Origin of the sequence: Variovorax sp. CF313 (genome assembly GCF_000282635.1) — a bacterium.
In the GTDB taxonomy this organism is placed as follows: Bacteria; Pseudomonadota; Gammaproteobacteria; order Burkholderiales; family Burkholderiaceae_C; genus Variovorax.
The window spans coordinates 45,683-61,363 of the sequence record NZ_AKIW01000167.1; the positions used below are offsets into that span (position 1 = coordinate 45,683).

The 15,681-nt window shown below is 66.3% G+C and carries 9 protein-coding genes; 8 read left to right on the top strand and 1 reads right to left on the bottom strand.

Annotated elements, in window-relative coordinates:
* Positions 1–626: 626 nt before the first annotated feature.
* The 6 genes from PMI12_RS26960 to PMI12_RS26980 all read left to right on the top strand — a co-directional run bounded on the left by PMI12_RS26960 (position 627) and on the right by PMI12_RS26980 (position 12,559).
* Positions 627–8,822 carry a GH36-type glycosyl hydrolase domain-containing protein gene (locus tag PMI12_RS26960; protein WP_007839092.1) on the top strand — a complete coding sequence of 2,732 codons (8,196 nt, stop codon included), beginning with the start codon at positions 627–629 and terminating at the stop codon, positions 8,820–8,822.
* A 324-nt stretch (positions 8,823–9,146) separates the two neighbouring features.
* Positions 9,147–9,593, top strand: coding sequence for a GNAT family N-acetyltransferase (locus PMI12_RS26965; protein ID WP_081502715.1), 447 nt, complete (start codon positions 9,147–9,149; stop codon positions 9,591–9,593).
* 83 nt (positions 9,594–9,676) lie between these two features.
* Complete coding sequence (locus PMI12_RS26970) at positions 9,677–10,081, top strand: VOC family protein (RefSeq protein WP_007839097.1); 405 nt, start codon at positions 9,677–9,679, stop codon at positions 10,079–10,081.
* A 183-nt stretch (positions 10,082–10,264) separates the two neighbouring features.
* Positions 10,265–11,389, top strand: a complete 1,125-nt coding sequence (locus PMI12_RS26975; protein WP_007839098.1) for a serine hydrolase domain-containing protein — start codon at positions 10,265–10,267, stop codon at positions 11,387–11,389.
* A 241-nt stretch (positions 11,390–11,630) separates the two neighbouring features.
* A complete protein-coding gene (locus tag PMI12_RS29040) occupies positions 11,631–12,098 on the top strand; it encodes a hypothetical protein (RefSeq protein WP_157632299.1) in 468 nt (155 codons plus the stop codon).
* Positions 12,099–12,229: 131 nt separating this feature from the next.
* Positions 12,230–12,559: a hypothetical protein gene (locus PMI12_RS26980; protein ID WP_007839099.1), complete on the top strand. Its 330-nt coding sequence runs from the start codon at positions 12,230–12,232 to the stop codon at positions 12,557–12,559.
* 108 nt (positions 12,560–12,667) lie between these two features.
* Here the strand turns inward: PMI12_RS26980 and PMI12_RS29045 are convergent, their stop codons facing one another.
* Positions 12,668–13,051: a HEAT repeat domain-containing protein gene (locus PMI12_RS29045; protein ID WP_157632300.1), complete on the bottom strand. Its 384-nt coding sequence runs from the start codon at positions 13,049–13,051 to the stop codon at positions 12,668–12,670.
* A gap of 420 nt (positions 13,052–13,471) precedes the next feature.
* On the opposite strand from PMI12_RS29045, the gene PMI12_RS26985 reads away from it, so the two are divergent.
* Both PMI12_RS26985 and PMI12_RS26990 read left to right on the top strand, forming a co-directional pair.
* Complete coding sequence (locus PMI12_RS26985) at positions 13,472–14,392, top strand: ABC transporter permease (RefSeq protein WP_007839100.1); 921 nt, start codon at positions 13,472–13,474, stop codon at positions 14,390–14,392.
* 47 nt (positions 14,393–14,439) lie between these two features.
* Complete coding sequence (locus tag PMI12_RS26990) at positions 14,440–15,612, top strand: BMP family ABC transporter substrate-binding protein (protein WP_007839101.1); 1,173 nt, start codon at positions 14,440–14,442, stop codon at positions 15,610–15,612.
* Positions 15,613–15,681 lie beyond the last annotated feature (69 nt).

Consider the following 15,681-nt stretch of genomic DNA (forward strand, 5'->3'; position numbering starts at 1 on the left):
AGACCTCGATGGCTTTCGCCTGATTCATCAATGAACGCTGTCGACTGTGTTTCCGAGGCGCATTGCTCAATCGTTATTCATGCAAAAAGCCTTGTCTGTGCGGTAGCGAACATAGTGCCGATCTATCGCCAAGATCGTTGTTCGGGGCAGCGGGGTGACGAGCTCCTGGGGCGACCGATTGGCACGAGTGCGCCGGCTGGTTCGCTTGTACTTCAGAGGCGGCATGGGGTAGCTGCGCCAAAGAATCAGCTGTGACAGACATGCCCTCAATCGCGAATGCGTAGGCCCTCGTATGTCGGGCATCGTGAAAACAGGCACCCGTAAGGTCAATTAAAAGCGTACGGTCGGAACACGTTCACAGTTCTCGCAATCGCGCGGCAGCTCGAAGTCGTTTCATAGGAGCCCGTTGCAATGTCCGTCCCGCAGTCCCTTTCCCATTCGCACATCGATTTCGTCGGCAGCGATTTCGAAGCCCTAGCTTCGCACATGCATCACTGCGCACGTGCCCACGGGCGATGGTTCTCGCTGCGAAGCCACATGCAACGTGTGCGCGCGCTCGCTGCGGGCCGCATTGTCACGATGGCCTGCGTGGCCGTGGTCCTGGGCATCGGCCTGTTCGCGGTCACTTGAGCGCCGCTGCCGTCGTCGACCGCCTCCAAGGGCTCAGTCACTATGCCCGGACTCTTCTGCTCGGTCCGCACGACCCGGTAGCGCTCCCGATTCGCGCCGAACTCTTCGGTGCCCAACGTTTCGAACAGCACGGCCACAGCCTGGCCGGTGCCCAGGTGGTGGAAGACGAACACCACCGCGCGCGCGAAGGCGCGCTTTTTTTCCCGCGTGTCGATGAGAACCTCGAGTCGCTGCGCGCCGCCTTCGACTACATCGCGCTGATCTCGCTGAGCGGACGCTATGTGTCGCCGGCGGCCGAATGGCTGCTCGACAACTTCCACCTCGTCGAAGCGCAGCTCCAGCAGATCCATGACGGCGTGCCGCGCAGCTACTACGCGCGCCTGCCCAAGCTCGTCACGCCGCCGCTGGCGGGGCTGCCGCGCGTGTACGGCATTGCGTGGGCCTATGTGGCGCACACCGACAGCGTGCTCAACAAGACGCTGTTCACTGCCTTCCTCAACGCCTACCAGGACATCGACGAGCTGATGTTCGGCGAACTGTGGGCGCTGCCCACCACCCTGCGCGTGGTGCTGCTCGAAAACCTGCGCCGCGTGGCCGAGCGCATTGCCGAGAACAAGGTCGCGCGCGAGATCGCGCATGCCGCGTGGGACGCGGCGCCGCACCTCTCGGTGCAAGACCTCGACGTGCTGTACCGCGCGCTGCAGAGCCACGGCCTGCAGGACAGCTACCTCACGCAGCTGTGGCAGCGCCTGCCCGTCGAGCGAGGCGACGACATGCCCACGCTGGTGCGCTGGACCGAACAGCACTGTCCCAACGGCCCGGCGCTGATCGGCGACGCGCAGAACGCGCAGGCCGCGGCCAATCTCACGGTCGGCAACATCATCACGACCTTGCGCATGATCGGCCAGGTCGAGTGGAGCGATCTGATCGAGCCGGTGAGCCGCTCGCTGCGCGTGCTGCGCGAACTTCCCAGCTTTGCGAACGAGAGCGAACTCATGCGCCAGCAGATCACGCATGCGATGGAACAGGTGGCGCGCAGTGCCGAACGGACCGAGCGCGAAGTGGCGCAGGCCGTGGTCACGCTGGCGTCCAGTGCACCGGCCGAGGAAGCCGGCGCCGAGACCGACCGCGCCGACGGCACCGCCGGCTATTACCTCTTCGGCCAGGGCCGGCCTGCGCTGATCGCGTCGCTGCAGGCGAACGCACCGGCGGGCCATGCCGCACGCGCCGCGAGCACACGAAGCCCCGCGCGCAGCCATCGCGGCTGGCGCCTGCCCGTCTACGTGGGGTCGGTTGCCCTCGGCACCGCGCTGCTGCTGGCGGCCGTGGTGCACGGCCTGCCGCATCGCGGCGACTGGACCACCGTCGCGGCGTTGCTGCTGCTCGCATGGCCGCTGTCCGAAGCGCTGATTGCGCTGGCGCAACGCATCATGGCGGAGTCGGTGCGCGTGCAGGCCCTGCCACGCCTCGATTTCGCGAACGGCATTCCCGAACGGCACCGCGCGCTCGTCGTCATGCCCACGATGCTGGGGTCGACCGCGAACAACGCCAAGCTCGCGCACCGGCTCGAACTGCACTGGCTCGCCAACCGCGAGGCGCACGCGCAGTTCGCGCTGTTGACCGACTGGGCCGACGCTTCGCAAGCCTCGATGCCCGACGACGTGCCCTTGCTCGATGATGCCCAGCAACGCATCGCCGCGCTCAACGCCAAGTACCCACCGGCCGAAGGCGCCGCGCCACGCTTCCTGCTGCTGCACCGTCCGCGAAACTGGAGCGAGACCGAACAGCGCTGGATGGGCTGGGAGCGCAAGCGCGGCAAGCTCGAAATGCTCGTGCGCCTGCTGGCCAGCGGCGACGCCAGCGGCTTTCTCCCGCTCGCACCGGGCCAGCAGCTCGCGCCCGGCCGCACGCCCTATGTGCTGACGCTCGACAGCGACACGGGCCTGCCGCCCGGCGCGCTGCGCGACCTCGTGTCCATCGCCGCGCATCCGCTGAACGCGCCCGAGATCGACGTGCCAAGCCGGCGCGTGGTCGCGGGCTTCGGCATTCTTCAGCCGCGCATCGTCACGCCGTTCCCGATGCGCAGCGAGCGCTCCTTCTTCCACTGGGTGTTCGCCGGGCAGTGCGGGCTCGACCCCTACGGCAGCGGCGCCTCCGACATCTACCAGGACGTGTTCGGCAGCGGCTCCTTCACCGGCAAGGGCTTGCTCAACGTGCGCGCCGTGCACGCCACGCTGAACGACCGCCTGCCCGACAGCGCCGTGCTGAGCCATGACCTGCTCGAAGGCAGCGTCGCGCGCTGCGCGATGGTCAGCGACGTGGTGCTGGTCGAAGACCATCCGCACCATGCCGGCGTGGCCGCCTCGCGCGTGCACCGCTGGGTGCGCGGCGACTGGCAGCTGCTGCCACTGATGTGGCGTGCGCGCCGCTTCGGCATCGACGCGCTGGGCCTCTGGAAAATGTGCGACAACCTGCGCCGCTCGCTGGTCGCACCAGCATCTTTCGCGCTGCTGGTGCTGGTGATCTTCACGCAGGCCATGCCGCTCGGCTGGGCGCTGGCTGCCGTCGGCGCGGCGCTCACGCTGGGCCCGCTGCTGGGCGCGCTGGCCGGCCTGGTGCCGACACGGCGCGCCATCGAGCTGCGCCACTTCTTCGATGTGGGCACGGTCGAGTTGTTGCGCGCCATGGCCGGCGCAGCCTGGCAGTTTGTGCAGCTGGCGGCGCAGACGCGCCTGCTGCTCGACGCGGCCTTCCTCGCCACCTGGCGGCTGGTCGTGAGCCGCAGGCACCTGCTGCAATGGACGACAGCCGACCAGGCGCAGGCGCAATCGAGCCAGCGCCTGAAGCCTTTCGTGCGCAGCGCGGCCCTCAGCAGCGCGGTGTCCCTGGCGCTCGCCATCCTCGCGAACCGGAGCGCCCACCCGGTGCTCGGGCCCCTGCTCTTCGTGCTCTGGTCCCTGGCGCCCCTCGCGGCCTGGTGGGGCAGCCGCGTCGATGCACACGCCGAAGACCCGCTCGAGCCCGAAGATCGCAGCTACCTCGAGAAGCTGGCGCACGACACCTGGCGCTTCTTCGAGCACGTGGTGGGCCCGGACGACAACCACCTGCCGCCCGACAACCTGCAGCTCGAACCGCAGCCGACGATTGCGCACCGCACCTCGCCGACCAACATCGGCTTGTACCTGCTGGCCACCTGCTGCGCGCGCGAGTTCGGCTGGATCGACACCGGCTCTTTGCTGGCGCGCATCACCGCCACGCTCGACACCGTCGACCGCATGCAGAAGCACGACGGCCACCTGTTCAACTGGTACGACACGCAGACGCTCAAGCCGCTGCCGCCCGACTATGTGTCCAGCGTCGACAGCGGCAACTTCGCGGGCCACCTCGTGGCCGTGGCGCAGGCCTGCCGCGCCTTCGCGGCGAAAGCAAGCTGCCAACTCCACGAAGCCCCCACGCTGGAAGCACTGGCCCGACGCTGCGACGCGCTGCACGACGGCATGGATTTCAGCGGCCTCTACGACGCCAAGCGCCACCTGTTCCACATCGGCCTGCGCGTCGAAGAGAACGTGCTCGACGCCAGCTACTACGACCTGCTGGCCTCCGAGTCGCGCCTGTTGAGCTTCCTTGCGATTGCGAAGGGCGACGTGCCGCGCCGCCACTGGATGGCGCTGGGCCGGCCGTTCCTGCTGGTGGGCTTCAAGCCCAGCCTGAAGTCGTGGTCGGGCTCGATGTTCGAGTACCTGATGCCCGCGCTCGTGATGACCGAGCCCACCGACGGCCTGCTGCAGGTGGCCAATGCCGCGGCCATCGCCGAGCAGCAGGCCTTCGGCCGTGCGCAGAGCATGCCGTGGGGCGTGTCCGAGTCGGCCTACTTCGCGCAAGACCATTCGCTGGCGTACCAGTACTCGCCCTTCGGCGTGCCGCGCCTGGCGCTGCGGCGCACGCCACCCACCGACCGCGTGGTGGCGCCCTACGCCAGCCTGATGGCTGCGCCCTTCGCGCCCGAAGCGGCCGTCATCAATCTCGAGCTGCTCGAATCGCTCGGCGCGCGCGGCGAGTTCGGTTTTCATGACGCGATCGACTTCACCACCTCGCGCCAGACCGAGGGGCAGGAGTTCACTGTCGTGCGCAACTTCATGGCGCACCACCAGGGCATGTCGCTGGTGGCGCTGTGCAACGTGCTGCGCGACGACGCGCCGCGCCGCTGGTTCGGCAGTGCCGCGCTGGTGCAGGCGCACGAGTCGCTGCTGCATGAGCGCACGCCGCGCCAGATCATCGGCAGCGCCGACCCGCGCACGCCGCCCGAGCCCAGCCGGGCCGAGCTGGCGCCGCTGTTCCAGCCGCGCGTGGTCGATCCGACGGGGCCGGGCTTCCAGCCCACGCACCTGTTGTCGAACGGCCGCTATACGGTGGCGCTGCGGGCCAACGGCGCCGGCGTGAGCCGCTGGCGCGCGTTCAACGTGACGCGCTGGCGCGACGATCCGCTGCGCGACAGCTACGGCACCTTCTTCTATGTGCGCGATATCGAAAAAGACGGAGGGCAAAGCGAGCTCACCTCGCTCACCGCCCTGCCTGCGCCCGGCGCCGACTGGCACTATCGCACCCGCTTCCTGGCCGACCAGGTGCAGTTCGATGCGACCGGCCCCGGCCTGCAGGTGCGCACCACGGTGCTCATCAGCCCCGAGGACGACACCGAGCTGCGCAACATCACGCTGCACAACAGCGGTGACGAAACGCGCACGCTCGAACTCGTCTCGTACTTCGAGCCGGTGCTGTCGAACCCGAAGGCCGACGAGGCGCATCCGGCCTTTGCCAACCTGTTCGTCGAATCGCGCTGGGAGCCCGCGTGGCGCGCGCTGCTGCTGTCGCGCAGGCCGCGCCTGCACGGCGATGCGGTGGTCGCCGCGGTGCACTTCGTGGCTTCGGTCGATGCCAACGTGCTGTCGATCGACAGCATGACCGATCGGCGCGTCTTCATCGGCCGCAACCGCACGCTGGCCGACCCTGCGCTCGACAGGCAACCGCTCACGGCCCAGGGCAAGCAGGTGAACGGCCTGGACCCCATCGCCTGCCTGCGCGTGCGCCTGTCGATTGCCCCGGGCACCACCGCACGCCTGAGCTTCGCCACCGCTGCCGACGAGAGCATCGAGGCGCTGATGCCCCGCATCGACCGCTACCTGCAACCGATGCACGTGGAGCGCGCCACCCGCATGGCGGCCACGCTGGCGCAGGTGCGGCTGCGCGACCTGAGCATCGCGCCCGCACAGAACCTGGCGCTGCAGGACCTGACAACCGTCCTCACCTACACCACGCCGCGCGTGATGAGCGACCGCGGGCTGATCGACCTGCGCCAGATCTGGCGCTTCGGCATTTCGGGCGACAAGCCCATCGTGCTGGTGTACATCCACTCGATGAACGGCATGGGGCTCATCAACACGCTGCTGCGCGCGCAGCCGTGGTGGGGTTTCGGTGGCGTGGCCTGCGACCTCGTGGTGCTCAACAGCGAGCCGAATTCGTACCTGATGCCGCTGCAGCGCGAGATCGAGACGTTGCGCTCGCGCGTCGCGCAGCAGACGCAGCACAGCTTTCCGCGCAACGACACCGCCAGCTTCTACCTCTTGCGCGACCAGGACGTGGTGCCGTCGGAAAAGGCCGCGCTCTCCAGCCTGGCGCGCGTGGTGTTCACGGCCGACGGCCGCGCGCTCGAAGTGCAGGTGGCGGCGCTGCAAGAGGCACGCAGCCCGGCGATTGCGGACGACAGCAGCGCACCGGTGCAACACCGCACGCCGCTGTTCAACCGACAGGCCGCCTCGCCAACCAACACAGCCCCCACCGGCGACTTCGACGCCGAGAGCGGTGAGTTCCGCTTCGAGGTCGGCCCCGATCGCCGCACGCCGCGCCCATGGATCAACGTGATCGCCAACGCCGCCTTCGGCTTCCAGGTGTCCGAATGGGGCACTGGCTACACCTGGGCCGGCAACAGCCGCATGCACCAGGTCACGCCGTGGTCCAACGACCCGGTGCAGGACCCGGCTTTCGAGCATTACCTGCTGCAGGACGTGGCGACGCGAGAGATGCTGCCGCTCACGCCCGCCGGCGGCGGCGGCGCCAACCGCCACCTCGTACGGCACGGGCAGGGCTACTCGGTTTTCGAATACCGCCAAGGCGAGCTCGTGCTCGAAACCACTTTCTTCGCGGACCGCGACGAAGCCATCAAGCTGGTGCACGTGCGCGTGCGCAACGAAGGCGCCGGCCAGCGCCGCCTGCGCGCGCTCGCAATGGTCGAGTGGCAGCTGGGTGCCGCGCGCGGCGAACGGCGCACCGTGCACTGCTGGAAGCCCGAAGACCAGCCGGCCGTGTTCGGCCAGCAGCGCGAATCGAGCACGGGCTTCGGCGGCAGCACGGCCTTCCTGCTGTTCGCGGCCCTGCAAGGCACGACGACCGGAGCCACGCAATGGACCTGCGACCGCAGCGAATTCTTCGCCGGCCGCGGCATCGTCGAAGTGCCCGACACGCTGGCGCGCCGCGCCGGCAGCGGGCTCGATGCCTGCGCAGCCACCGGCGGCGAATTCGTCGTTGCATCCGGCGAAACCGCGAGCTTCACTTTCGTGCTCGGCCACGCCGGCACGGCAGACGCCGCGCTCGAACTTGCACGCCGCTGGCGGCAGCGCGATGTGCCCGAGGCATTGGCGCAGGTGCGCGGCTTCTGGGATGACCTGCTGGGCCGCCTGCAGGTGCGCACGCCCGACCCGCTGTTCGATGCGCTGGTCAATCGTTGGCTCGTGTACCAGACGCTGGCGTGCCGGCTCTGGTCGAAAGCCGGCTTTTACCAGGCCGGCGGCGCCTTCGGCTTTCGCGACCAGCTGCAGGACGCAATGGCCTTTGCACTCACCGACCCGCCGCGCCTGCGCGAGCAGATCCTCGTGAACGCGGCGCGCCAGTTTCCCGAAGGCGACGTGCAGCACTGGTGGCACATGCCCGGTGGAGCCGGTGTGCGCACGCATTTCTCCGACGACCTGCTGTGGCTGCCGTACGCGTCGGCGCACTACGTCGAGGTGACGGGCGACGCCTCGCTGCTCGACGAGATGGTCGGCTTCATCGAAGGCCCTGGCATTCCCGAGGGCGCGGAAGACGCCTACTACGCGCCGCAGCACAGCGGCTGCATGGCCACCGTGTTCGATCACGGCGCGCGCGCCATCGACCGCAGCCTCAAGATCGGCGTGCACGGCCTGCCGCTGATGGGCACCGGCGACTGGAACGACGGCATGAATCGCGTCGGCCACGAAGGACGCGGCGAATCGGTGTGGCTCGCATGGTTCCTGTGCAGCGTGGTCGAGCGCTTTGCGCCGCTTGCCGCAGCACGCGGCGAACACGAACGCGCCGCGCGCTGGACCGAAGCACGCACCGGCTGGATCGCCGCGCTGCACGACGCCGGCTGGGATGGCGCCTGGTTCCGCCGCGCCTTTTTCGACAACGGCGTGCCGCTGGGCTCGTCGACCAACGACGAGTGCCGCATCGACCTGATCGCGCAGGCCTGGTCGGTGCTGTCGGGCGCCTCGGACGCGGCCTACACCGGCCCGGCCATGGCCGCCGTCAAATCGCAGTTGCACGACGAGCCAGCCGGCCTGCTGCAGCTGCTGGCGCCACCGTTTGCCCAGTCGATCAACAACCCGGGCTACATCCAGGCCTACCCGCGCGGCGTGCGCGAGAACGGCGGCCAGTACTCGCACGGCGCGGTGTGGGCGCTCATGGCGCAGGCGCTGCAGGGCGACCATGAAGCGGCCTGGCAGAGCTTCGAGGGCCTGAGCCCGGCCCACCGTTCGCGGCACCCCGAGCGCGGCCCGGTCTACGAGCTGGAGCCCTACGTGATGGCGGGCGACGTCTACGGTGCCGCGCCCTATGTGGGCCGGGGCGGCTGGAGCTGGTACACCGGCTCGGCCGCGTGGCTGCACCGCGCGGCCGTCGAGACCTTGCTGGGTCTGAACGTGAAGGGCAAACAGCTGTCGATGACGCCGCATGTGCCCGCGCACTGGCCAGGCTTCGAGATCGCGCTAAGGCTCGGGGCGCGCGAGTTCACGCTGCAGTGGGGCGACATGGAAGGCGCCTCGACGCCCACACACCAACTGGCGGCGGGCGACTGGATCGATTGGCACACACTGCCGCCTAATTCGACCGTACGGGTTTTGGCATAGCGCAACCTGGCTGGCCACCAGGGAGTCTGGATGTGCAGGGTAACTGTCGGAGGCGAAATCGTGATGAAGGCAGCTGCTTGGCATCGATGTCAACAGGCGCACCCCAAGGAGCAGGTATTGACGGAACGGCGAATGGCTAGCCTCGGCAGTAGCGGACACTGCGGTAACAGGTCCGACCGGCTGCATCCGGTCTGGAGCGGGCCTACCTGAAGGGCGGCTACGCGGCGGTTGCCGACATTCGACGGACTCGCGCGAATAGGTACTATCGGCCAACAGCTGACCTTCGCAGCATCGACAGAAATCGCACGACCAGACTCCGATGACATGAGCACAACCGTTCCATCCCTTCGGCGTCTGATGCCTGAGGAAGCTCGCTATCTTTTCGACCTCTGCCAAGCGACCATGCGCGGGTATGTCGAGCAAGTTTGGGGCGCTTGGAACGAAGCGGCCGTTCGGGCGCATCTAACCGAAAGAGCGCAGGAAGGCGCGTTTTTCATGCTCCTCGTTCGAGGCGAGCGTGTCGGGGCGGTCGCGTTCGAGCGTTTTGATACGCACTATCAGATTGAAGACCTTTACGTCGAGCCAGGAAGCCAAGGCCAGGGCATAGGAACGTTCGTCGTGACGCACATCATCGGGATGGCAATGCTGGAAAATGTTCCGGTCCGACTTCGTGTGCTCACCTCGAACCCTGCTCGCCGGTTGTATGAGCGGCTGGGTTTTGAAGTTGTTCAATCCACTTCCGAGCGGTACTTTCTAGAGCGTCCTAGCTGAACGTAGGGGCCGCGACGCGTAGGACAGAATGCGGCCAGAACCGGACCGTCGAAGTTGTTCTCCAAATTGCCTGAGGAGCCAACGTGTTTTCCCATGTCTTCGTGAGCGTCAGCGATTTCGAGCGCGCCCTGCACTTCTACGGCGCAGTGATGGACAGTCTCGGTGCTGAGCTTCGCTTCTGCGAGCGAGAGAGGCCGTGGGCTGGCTGGCACAGCGCAGGCGGGGCGCGCCCCTTCTTCGTCATCTGCAAGCCCTATGACGGACAGACGCATCACCCCGGAAATGGGCAAATGATTGCTTTCGCGGCAGCCTCCAGGGCGGCCGTCCGAGCGGCACACCGAGTTGCGTTGGCGAACGGCGGCAACTGTGAGGGCCCGCCAGGACTGCGGCCTCAGTACCACGAGAACTACTACGGCGCCTACTTTCGGGACTTGGACGGAAACAAGCTCTGCGTTGTCTGTCATGCCCCCACGCTCGACGACGCATGAAGCGTTACGCCATGATGTGCGGCAGAGTTCGGCCAAGAGCGGAAGTTCGTCCCGGCGTTGCTGGTTGCATTCAGCAGGCCGACGGCCCACGCAATGCACCCGCCTGTCTCGGGAGAATGGCGGTTTCATGCCTCAACCGAATCCTCACACACACTCTCTCAAATTTAACGCCGACTGCTCGAAATGAAGCTTGCAAAGCCAACCCGCTCCAGGTGGGAGTGGCTGCTGTGCCGCTCGCGTGTCTTCGCGCTGCTGCTCCCAGTCGGATGCGCTACCGCAGCGCTTGCTGCGCCGGTTGTCTTCCCGGGATCATCTTGGGCAGTAGCGCCCGAGGCCGAACCAGGCAGCGGCTGTGGCCGCGACCTGGACGCCACCCGCGACTACGTGCGCACGCTGGACACGACGGCTCTCATCGCGGTGCAGGACGGCCGCGTGTTGTTCAGTGAGGGCCCGGTCCAGGCCGTGAGCATTGTGTTCTCGGTGCGCAAGAGCGTGCTCTCGATGATGTACGGCAAGTACTTGGCCAACGGCACCATCGACCTCGACCGCACACTGGCCAACCTGGGCATTGACGACGTGGGTGGCTTGCTGCCCATCGAGCGGCAGGCGAGGCTGCGCGACCTGCTCGCCGCGCGTTCTGGGGTCTACCACGCAGCAGCCAATGGCGGCGACGATGCGGCGGCAGCGCCCCCACGCGGATCGCATCTACCTGGCAGCTACTTTTTGTACAACAACTGGGATTTCAACGCTGCGGGAACTGCCTTCGAACTTCTGACCGGTCGAGACATCTACCAGGCTTTCGCGGACGATCTGGCAACACCTCTACAGCTCGAGGATTTCGACTTGGCCCGCCATGCACACAGTGGCGATGCGCGGCGCTCGCAGCATTTGGCTTATCCCTTCTACCTGTCCACGCGCGATATGGCACGTCTGGGCTATTTGATGTTGCGCCAGGGAAATTGGCGCGGCCAACAGCTCGTGCCGGCTGACTGGGCCAAACAAATGACGAGCCAGACCACGACCGCTGCACAGATGCATCCGCCGCACACAGCACGGCGTGGCTTCGGGTACGGCTACCTGTGGTGGCTACTCGAAGAACCGCAGGACTCGCCGCTGAGCGGTGCGTACATGGCGTGGGGCGTGCATGGACAGTACATCCTGGTCGTACCGAAACGCGATATGGTGATCGCGCACAAGCGCGAGGTGCCAGTAGCGGGTAACTGGGACGTCAGCTGGGTCGGGCCCGTGGCGTTCCTCCGCGCAGCGCGAATGTTGGCTGCAGCACCCTGCCGAGCGGGGGAGCAATGAGTCTGCTGCGCGCATGACGAATGGCGACTGATCCACCTTTCCGGCGACAAGCGAATGAGGAGGCCTCCTGAGCCGCTGGGATGCCTGCTTCAGAGAAATCTGTACCGCCGGTATGGGCCCGTTCACGACGGCGGTGCGACCGGCTACAGTCGGCCACAACCAGTCATTTGGCCTTTTGCCAGTTACTTTGAAGCTATCCCTATCTCTGGCTTACCTGCCAGAGAGGCGTGGAGATTGAACCATGTCCCAACCCACACAAATCTCGCTTCGGGCGCGACTGGATGCGATTCCTTGGAGCGATTTCAAGACCTGCCTCGGCCCAGCGGACAAGATGGGGGAAGTACTGGAACGCCTCGCAAGTACGGATTCGGCCGCCGCACTCGCAGCAAGCCGTGAACTCTGGTGCGATTTGGTTTCGAGTGGTAGCGGCCCTCCGTCAGTAGCGATTCATGCGCTCCCGTTTGTTCTCGACGTCTTGCCTCAAGCCGATGAAGAACTGACGACTGAACTCCTCGAGCTTGTCTGGCGCTGCGTTCACTTCGACCGACCAGATGAGACGGCAACTTTTCAAGAACTGCGGCGTATGGTCATCGCGCAGCGCCCGCGACTGTTCGGGTACACCGCCGGCCCCAATCAGGAAATAGCGGAGTTGGCGAAGGACATCCTTGCCGATATAGGTGAGAGGACCGTCAGCAGTAAGCCCGCTTAAGAGCGGGTGGAGTATCTGTTGTGGGCCCACTGACGGCGGCGCGTCTACGGCAGAATGCGGCCAGGACCGGACTTTCCCCGGAGGCGGGCGGGCTGGGCCGTGCTTGCCACAGGAAACATTGGAGGACAGGTATGTGGAAACGGTCTGAGGTCGACCCGAACAAGAAGTACCAAGTCGCGCTCTGCGCCTCGCCAAGGGGCAGTAGGTCACATGCGCTGCATCCTCTCGGGCACGACGTCCTCCCAGAGCACACGGTCTTTCTAACTGAAGTTGTTCCCACAGACTTGTTGTTGCGGCGCGATTTCAATGGCATCTCGAAATCGGTTCGTATTGTTGGCGGCAAGCAATACTGGGTGGACGCCCACGGCGTGTGGTTCACCATGGAAGAAGTGAGTGCCTTGGAGGAAGAGCTCGAGGTGCCTTGGGTTAACGGCGTGCCTCCCCACATTGCGCCCAAGTGATTCAAGCCCGGGGCTGCTGAGTTCATAGCAACCGGTGTCCGCTTTGCAGCGGGGTCACGGACGGCTTCGGGCCCAGAGGCGTCCTTCAATATCGCCGATACCGGACGTTCAGCGCCTGACGAAAGGAAGCGGCCATTTGCTCAATCCTTCCTCGCCATACTCACGTAGCTGGTTGTCTGAGTGACGGGCCAAGTGCTCAAGGACTTCACGAGATTCGAGCGTTCCGATTCGAGCGAGCGCATACGCGCACTTGCGCTGAAACGCGTGAAGATTGCCCCACTGCTCTAGGTATGGAAAAGGGGCTGAAACGGCTTTGACGATTGCCGGGATAGCAGAAGGATTGCCGAGAAGCCCAAGGTCAAACACGATGTCTTCGTGGCGCTCGTGTCCATCCAAGCTGAGCAGTTCAATCAAAAGGGGTAGCCGAGACTCGTCGTCCGGCAGGGCATCCAGTGCTGCACACAGTGCGGCGACGTCTTTTGGTTCGTTCATAAATGCACCTGAATGCCTGGTTGTGGCCGATGTACCCATTCGCGAGAGCGCATCGAACGCCGGCAACCAATCTGAAGCGGGCATTGAACGCAGTCACGCCAATGTCGACCGCGGCCGACGCCGGCCCTTCGGAGTTCTGCTTGTTCAGCGCCCGTCTCTCGCGAAATCTCAGTGGTGCGCCCGCGCATGTCCACCTGCAATCCGCCGCAGCGGTCGAACCGCCGACGCCACAGCCGCGCTCATCGTGCGCAGGGCACCGGGTGCTCCCCGCAGCGAAATAAAGGAGGAGCCGAAGGCGGGGGACATTCGCGGAGGGGAGTACCCGGTGGCCTGTGCACACGCCCTGAACGACAGCGCCCTGAACGACAGCGCCCCGAACATCAGCCCTCGAACACAAGCACCCCGCGCCGGAGCAATTGAATGGACAGTTACGCACTCCTCCTGGGCTCCACCCTGAGCGCCGGAACGGTCCTCGCCATCGCGGCGCTGGGTCTGTTGATCAACGAGAAGGCCGGCATCGTCAACCTCGGCGCCGAGGGCCTGATGCTCTGCGCCGCCATCGCAGGCTTCGCGACGGTGGTCACCACGCACAACCCCTGGCTCGGCTTCCTCGCCGGCATGGCGGCCGGGGCGCTGCTCTCGGCCTTCTTCGGCGTGCTGGTGATCTGGCTCAACACCAACCAGTACGCGACCGGCCTCGCGCTCAGCCTGTTCGGCGTTGGCTTCTCGGCCTTTGCCGGCATCAACTTCGTGCAGGCCAAGCTGCCCGCGAGCGTGAGCTACGCCATCCCCGTGCTGGGCGACATCCCGCTCGTCGGCCCGGCGCTGTTCCGCCACCACCCGATGGTGTACTTCGCGGTGGTGCTGACCGTCGCGCTGATCTGGTTTCTCTACCGCACGCGTGCCGGCCTGGTGCTGCGCTCGGTCGGCGAGTCGCCCGAGTCGGCGCATGCGCTGGGCTACCCGGTGCGGCGCATCCGCTTCATGGCGGTGATCGCGGGCGGCGCGTTGTGCGGGCTGGCGGGCGCGTATCTGTCGACCGTGTACACGCCGCTATGGGTCGAGGGCATGGTGGCAGGGCGCGGCTGGATCGCGCTGGCGCTCACCACCTTCGCCACCTGGCGGCCGGTGCGCGTGCTGCTGGGCGCCTACCTGTTCGGCGGCGTGTCGATGCTGGGCTTTCACCTGCAGAGCAGCGGCGTCGACGTGCCGGCGCAGTTCCTCAGCATGCTGCAGTACATCGCGCCCATCGTGGTGCTGGCGCTGATCTCGCGCAACCCGGCATTCATCCGCGCCAACATGCCGGCCTCCATCGGGAAACCGTTCTACCCCGGCTCATAATCGTGTTTCGTTTTTCCGCCAACCTGTCCTTTTGAGGATTTCCGACAATGAATGATCTGAACAAGCGCTCCCTGCTCAAGCTGGCCGCCCTCACGGCGGTCGCTTCGGCGGCCCTGATCGGCTGCGGCAAGAAAGAAGAAGCGGCAGCACCGGCCCCAGCGCCCGCGCCGGCCCCGGCACCCGCCGCTGCCGCACCGGCTCCGGCAGCGCCGCTGAACATCGCATTCGCCTACGTCGGACCCGTGGGCGACGGCGGCTGGACCTTCGCGCACGACAACGCGCGCAAGGCGCTCGAAAAGGAATTCGGCGACAAGATCAAGACCACCTTCGTCGAAAGCGTGCCCGAGGGCGCCGACGCCGAGCGCGTGTTCCGCGACATGGTGAGCCAGGGCAACAAGCTGATCTTCGGCACCACCTTCGGCTACATGGAGCCCATGCTCAAGGTCGCGGCAGACAGCAAGGACGTGAAGTTCGAGCACGCGACCGGCTACAAGACCTCCGACAACATGCGCACCTACGACAGCCGCACGTACGAGGGCGCGTACATGGCCGGCGTGATCGCGGGCGCCATGACCAAGAGCAACACGCTGGGCGTGGTCGGCTCGGTGCCGATCCCCGAAGTGCTGCGCAACATCAACAGCTTCACGCTGGGCGCGCAGTCGGTCAACCCGAAGATCACGACCAAGGTGGTATGGGTCAACGAGTGGTTCAGCCCGCCCAAGGAAACCGAAGCCGCCACCGCCCTCATCAACGGCGGCGCCGACGTGCTGTTCCAGAACACCGACTCGCCGGCCGTGCTCAAGACCGCGCAAGAGAAAGGCAAGCGCGCCTTCGGCTGGGACTCCGACATGACCGCCTACGGTCCCAAGGCCCACCTGGCCTCGGCCACCATCAACTGGGCCCCGTACTACATCAAGGCCACCCAGGAAGCCCTGGACGGCAAGTGGACCACCGGCCAGAGCTGGTGGGGCGTGAAGGAAGGTGCCATCGACCTCGTGTCGATCGCCGATGACGTGCCGGCCGAAACCAAGGCCAAGGTCGAGGCAGTGAAGAAGGGCCTGAAGGACGGCAGCTTCGTGATCTGGAAGGGCCCGATCCTCGGCCAGGACGGCAAGGAACTGGTCGCCAAGGACGCGGTGGCCGACGACAAGTTCCTCTCGGGCGTGAACTTCTACGTCAAGGGCGTCGAAGGCAAGGTGCCGGGCGGCGAGAAGAAATAAGCTCGCCCCCAGGCTGCGCGCACTTCGTGTCGCTACGCCTTCCCCCTACCGGGGGCAACACCAGCGGCC

What these genes read in the sequence shown, in the direction of transcription:
- PMI12_RS29040 (WP_157632299.1), top strand. Translation starts at nt 11,631, where the DNA reads ATGTCCCAACCCACACAAATCTCGCTTCGGGCGCGACTGGATGCGATT.
- PMI12_RS26965 (WP_081502715.1), top strand. Translation starts at nt 9,147, where the DNA reads ATGAGCACAACCGTTCCATCCCTTCGGCGTCTGATGCCTGAGGAAGCT.
- PMI12_RS26990 (WP_007839101.1), top strand. Translation starts at nt 14,440, where the DNA reads ATGAATGATCTGAACAAGCGCTCCCTGCTCAAGCTGGCCGCCCTCACG.
- PMI12_RS29045 (WP_157632300.1), bottom strand. Translation starts at nt 13,051, where the DNA reads ATGAACGAACCAAAAGACGTCGCCGCACTGTGTGCAGCACTGGATGCC.
- PMI12_RS26980 (WP_007839099.1), top strand. Translation starts at nt 12,230, where the DNA reads ATGTGGAAACGGTCTGAGGTCGACCCGAACAAGAAGTACCAAGTCGCG.
- PMI12_RS26975 (WP_007839098.1), top strand. Translation starts at nt 10,265, where the DNA reads ATGAAGCTTGCAAAGCCAACCCGCTCCAGGTGGGAGTGGCTGCTGTGC.
- PMI12_RS26985 (WP_007839100.1), top strand. Translation starts at nt 13,472, where the DNA reads ATGGACAGTTACGCACTCCTCCTGGGCTCCACCCTGAGCGCCGGAACG.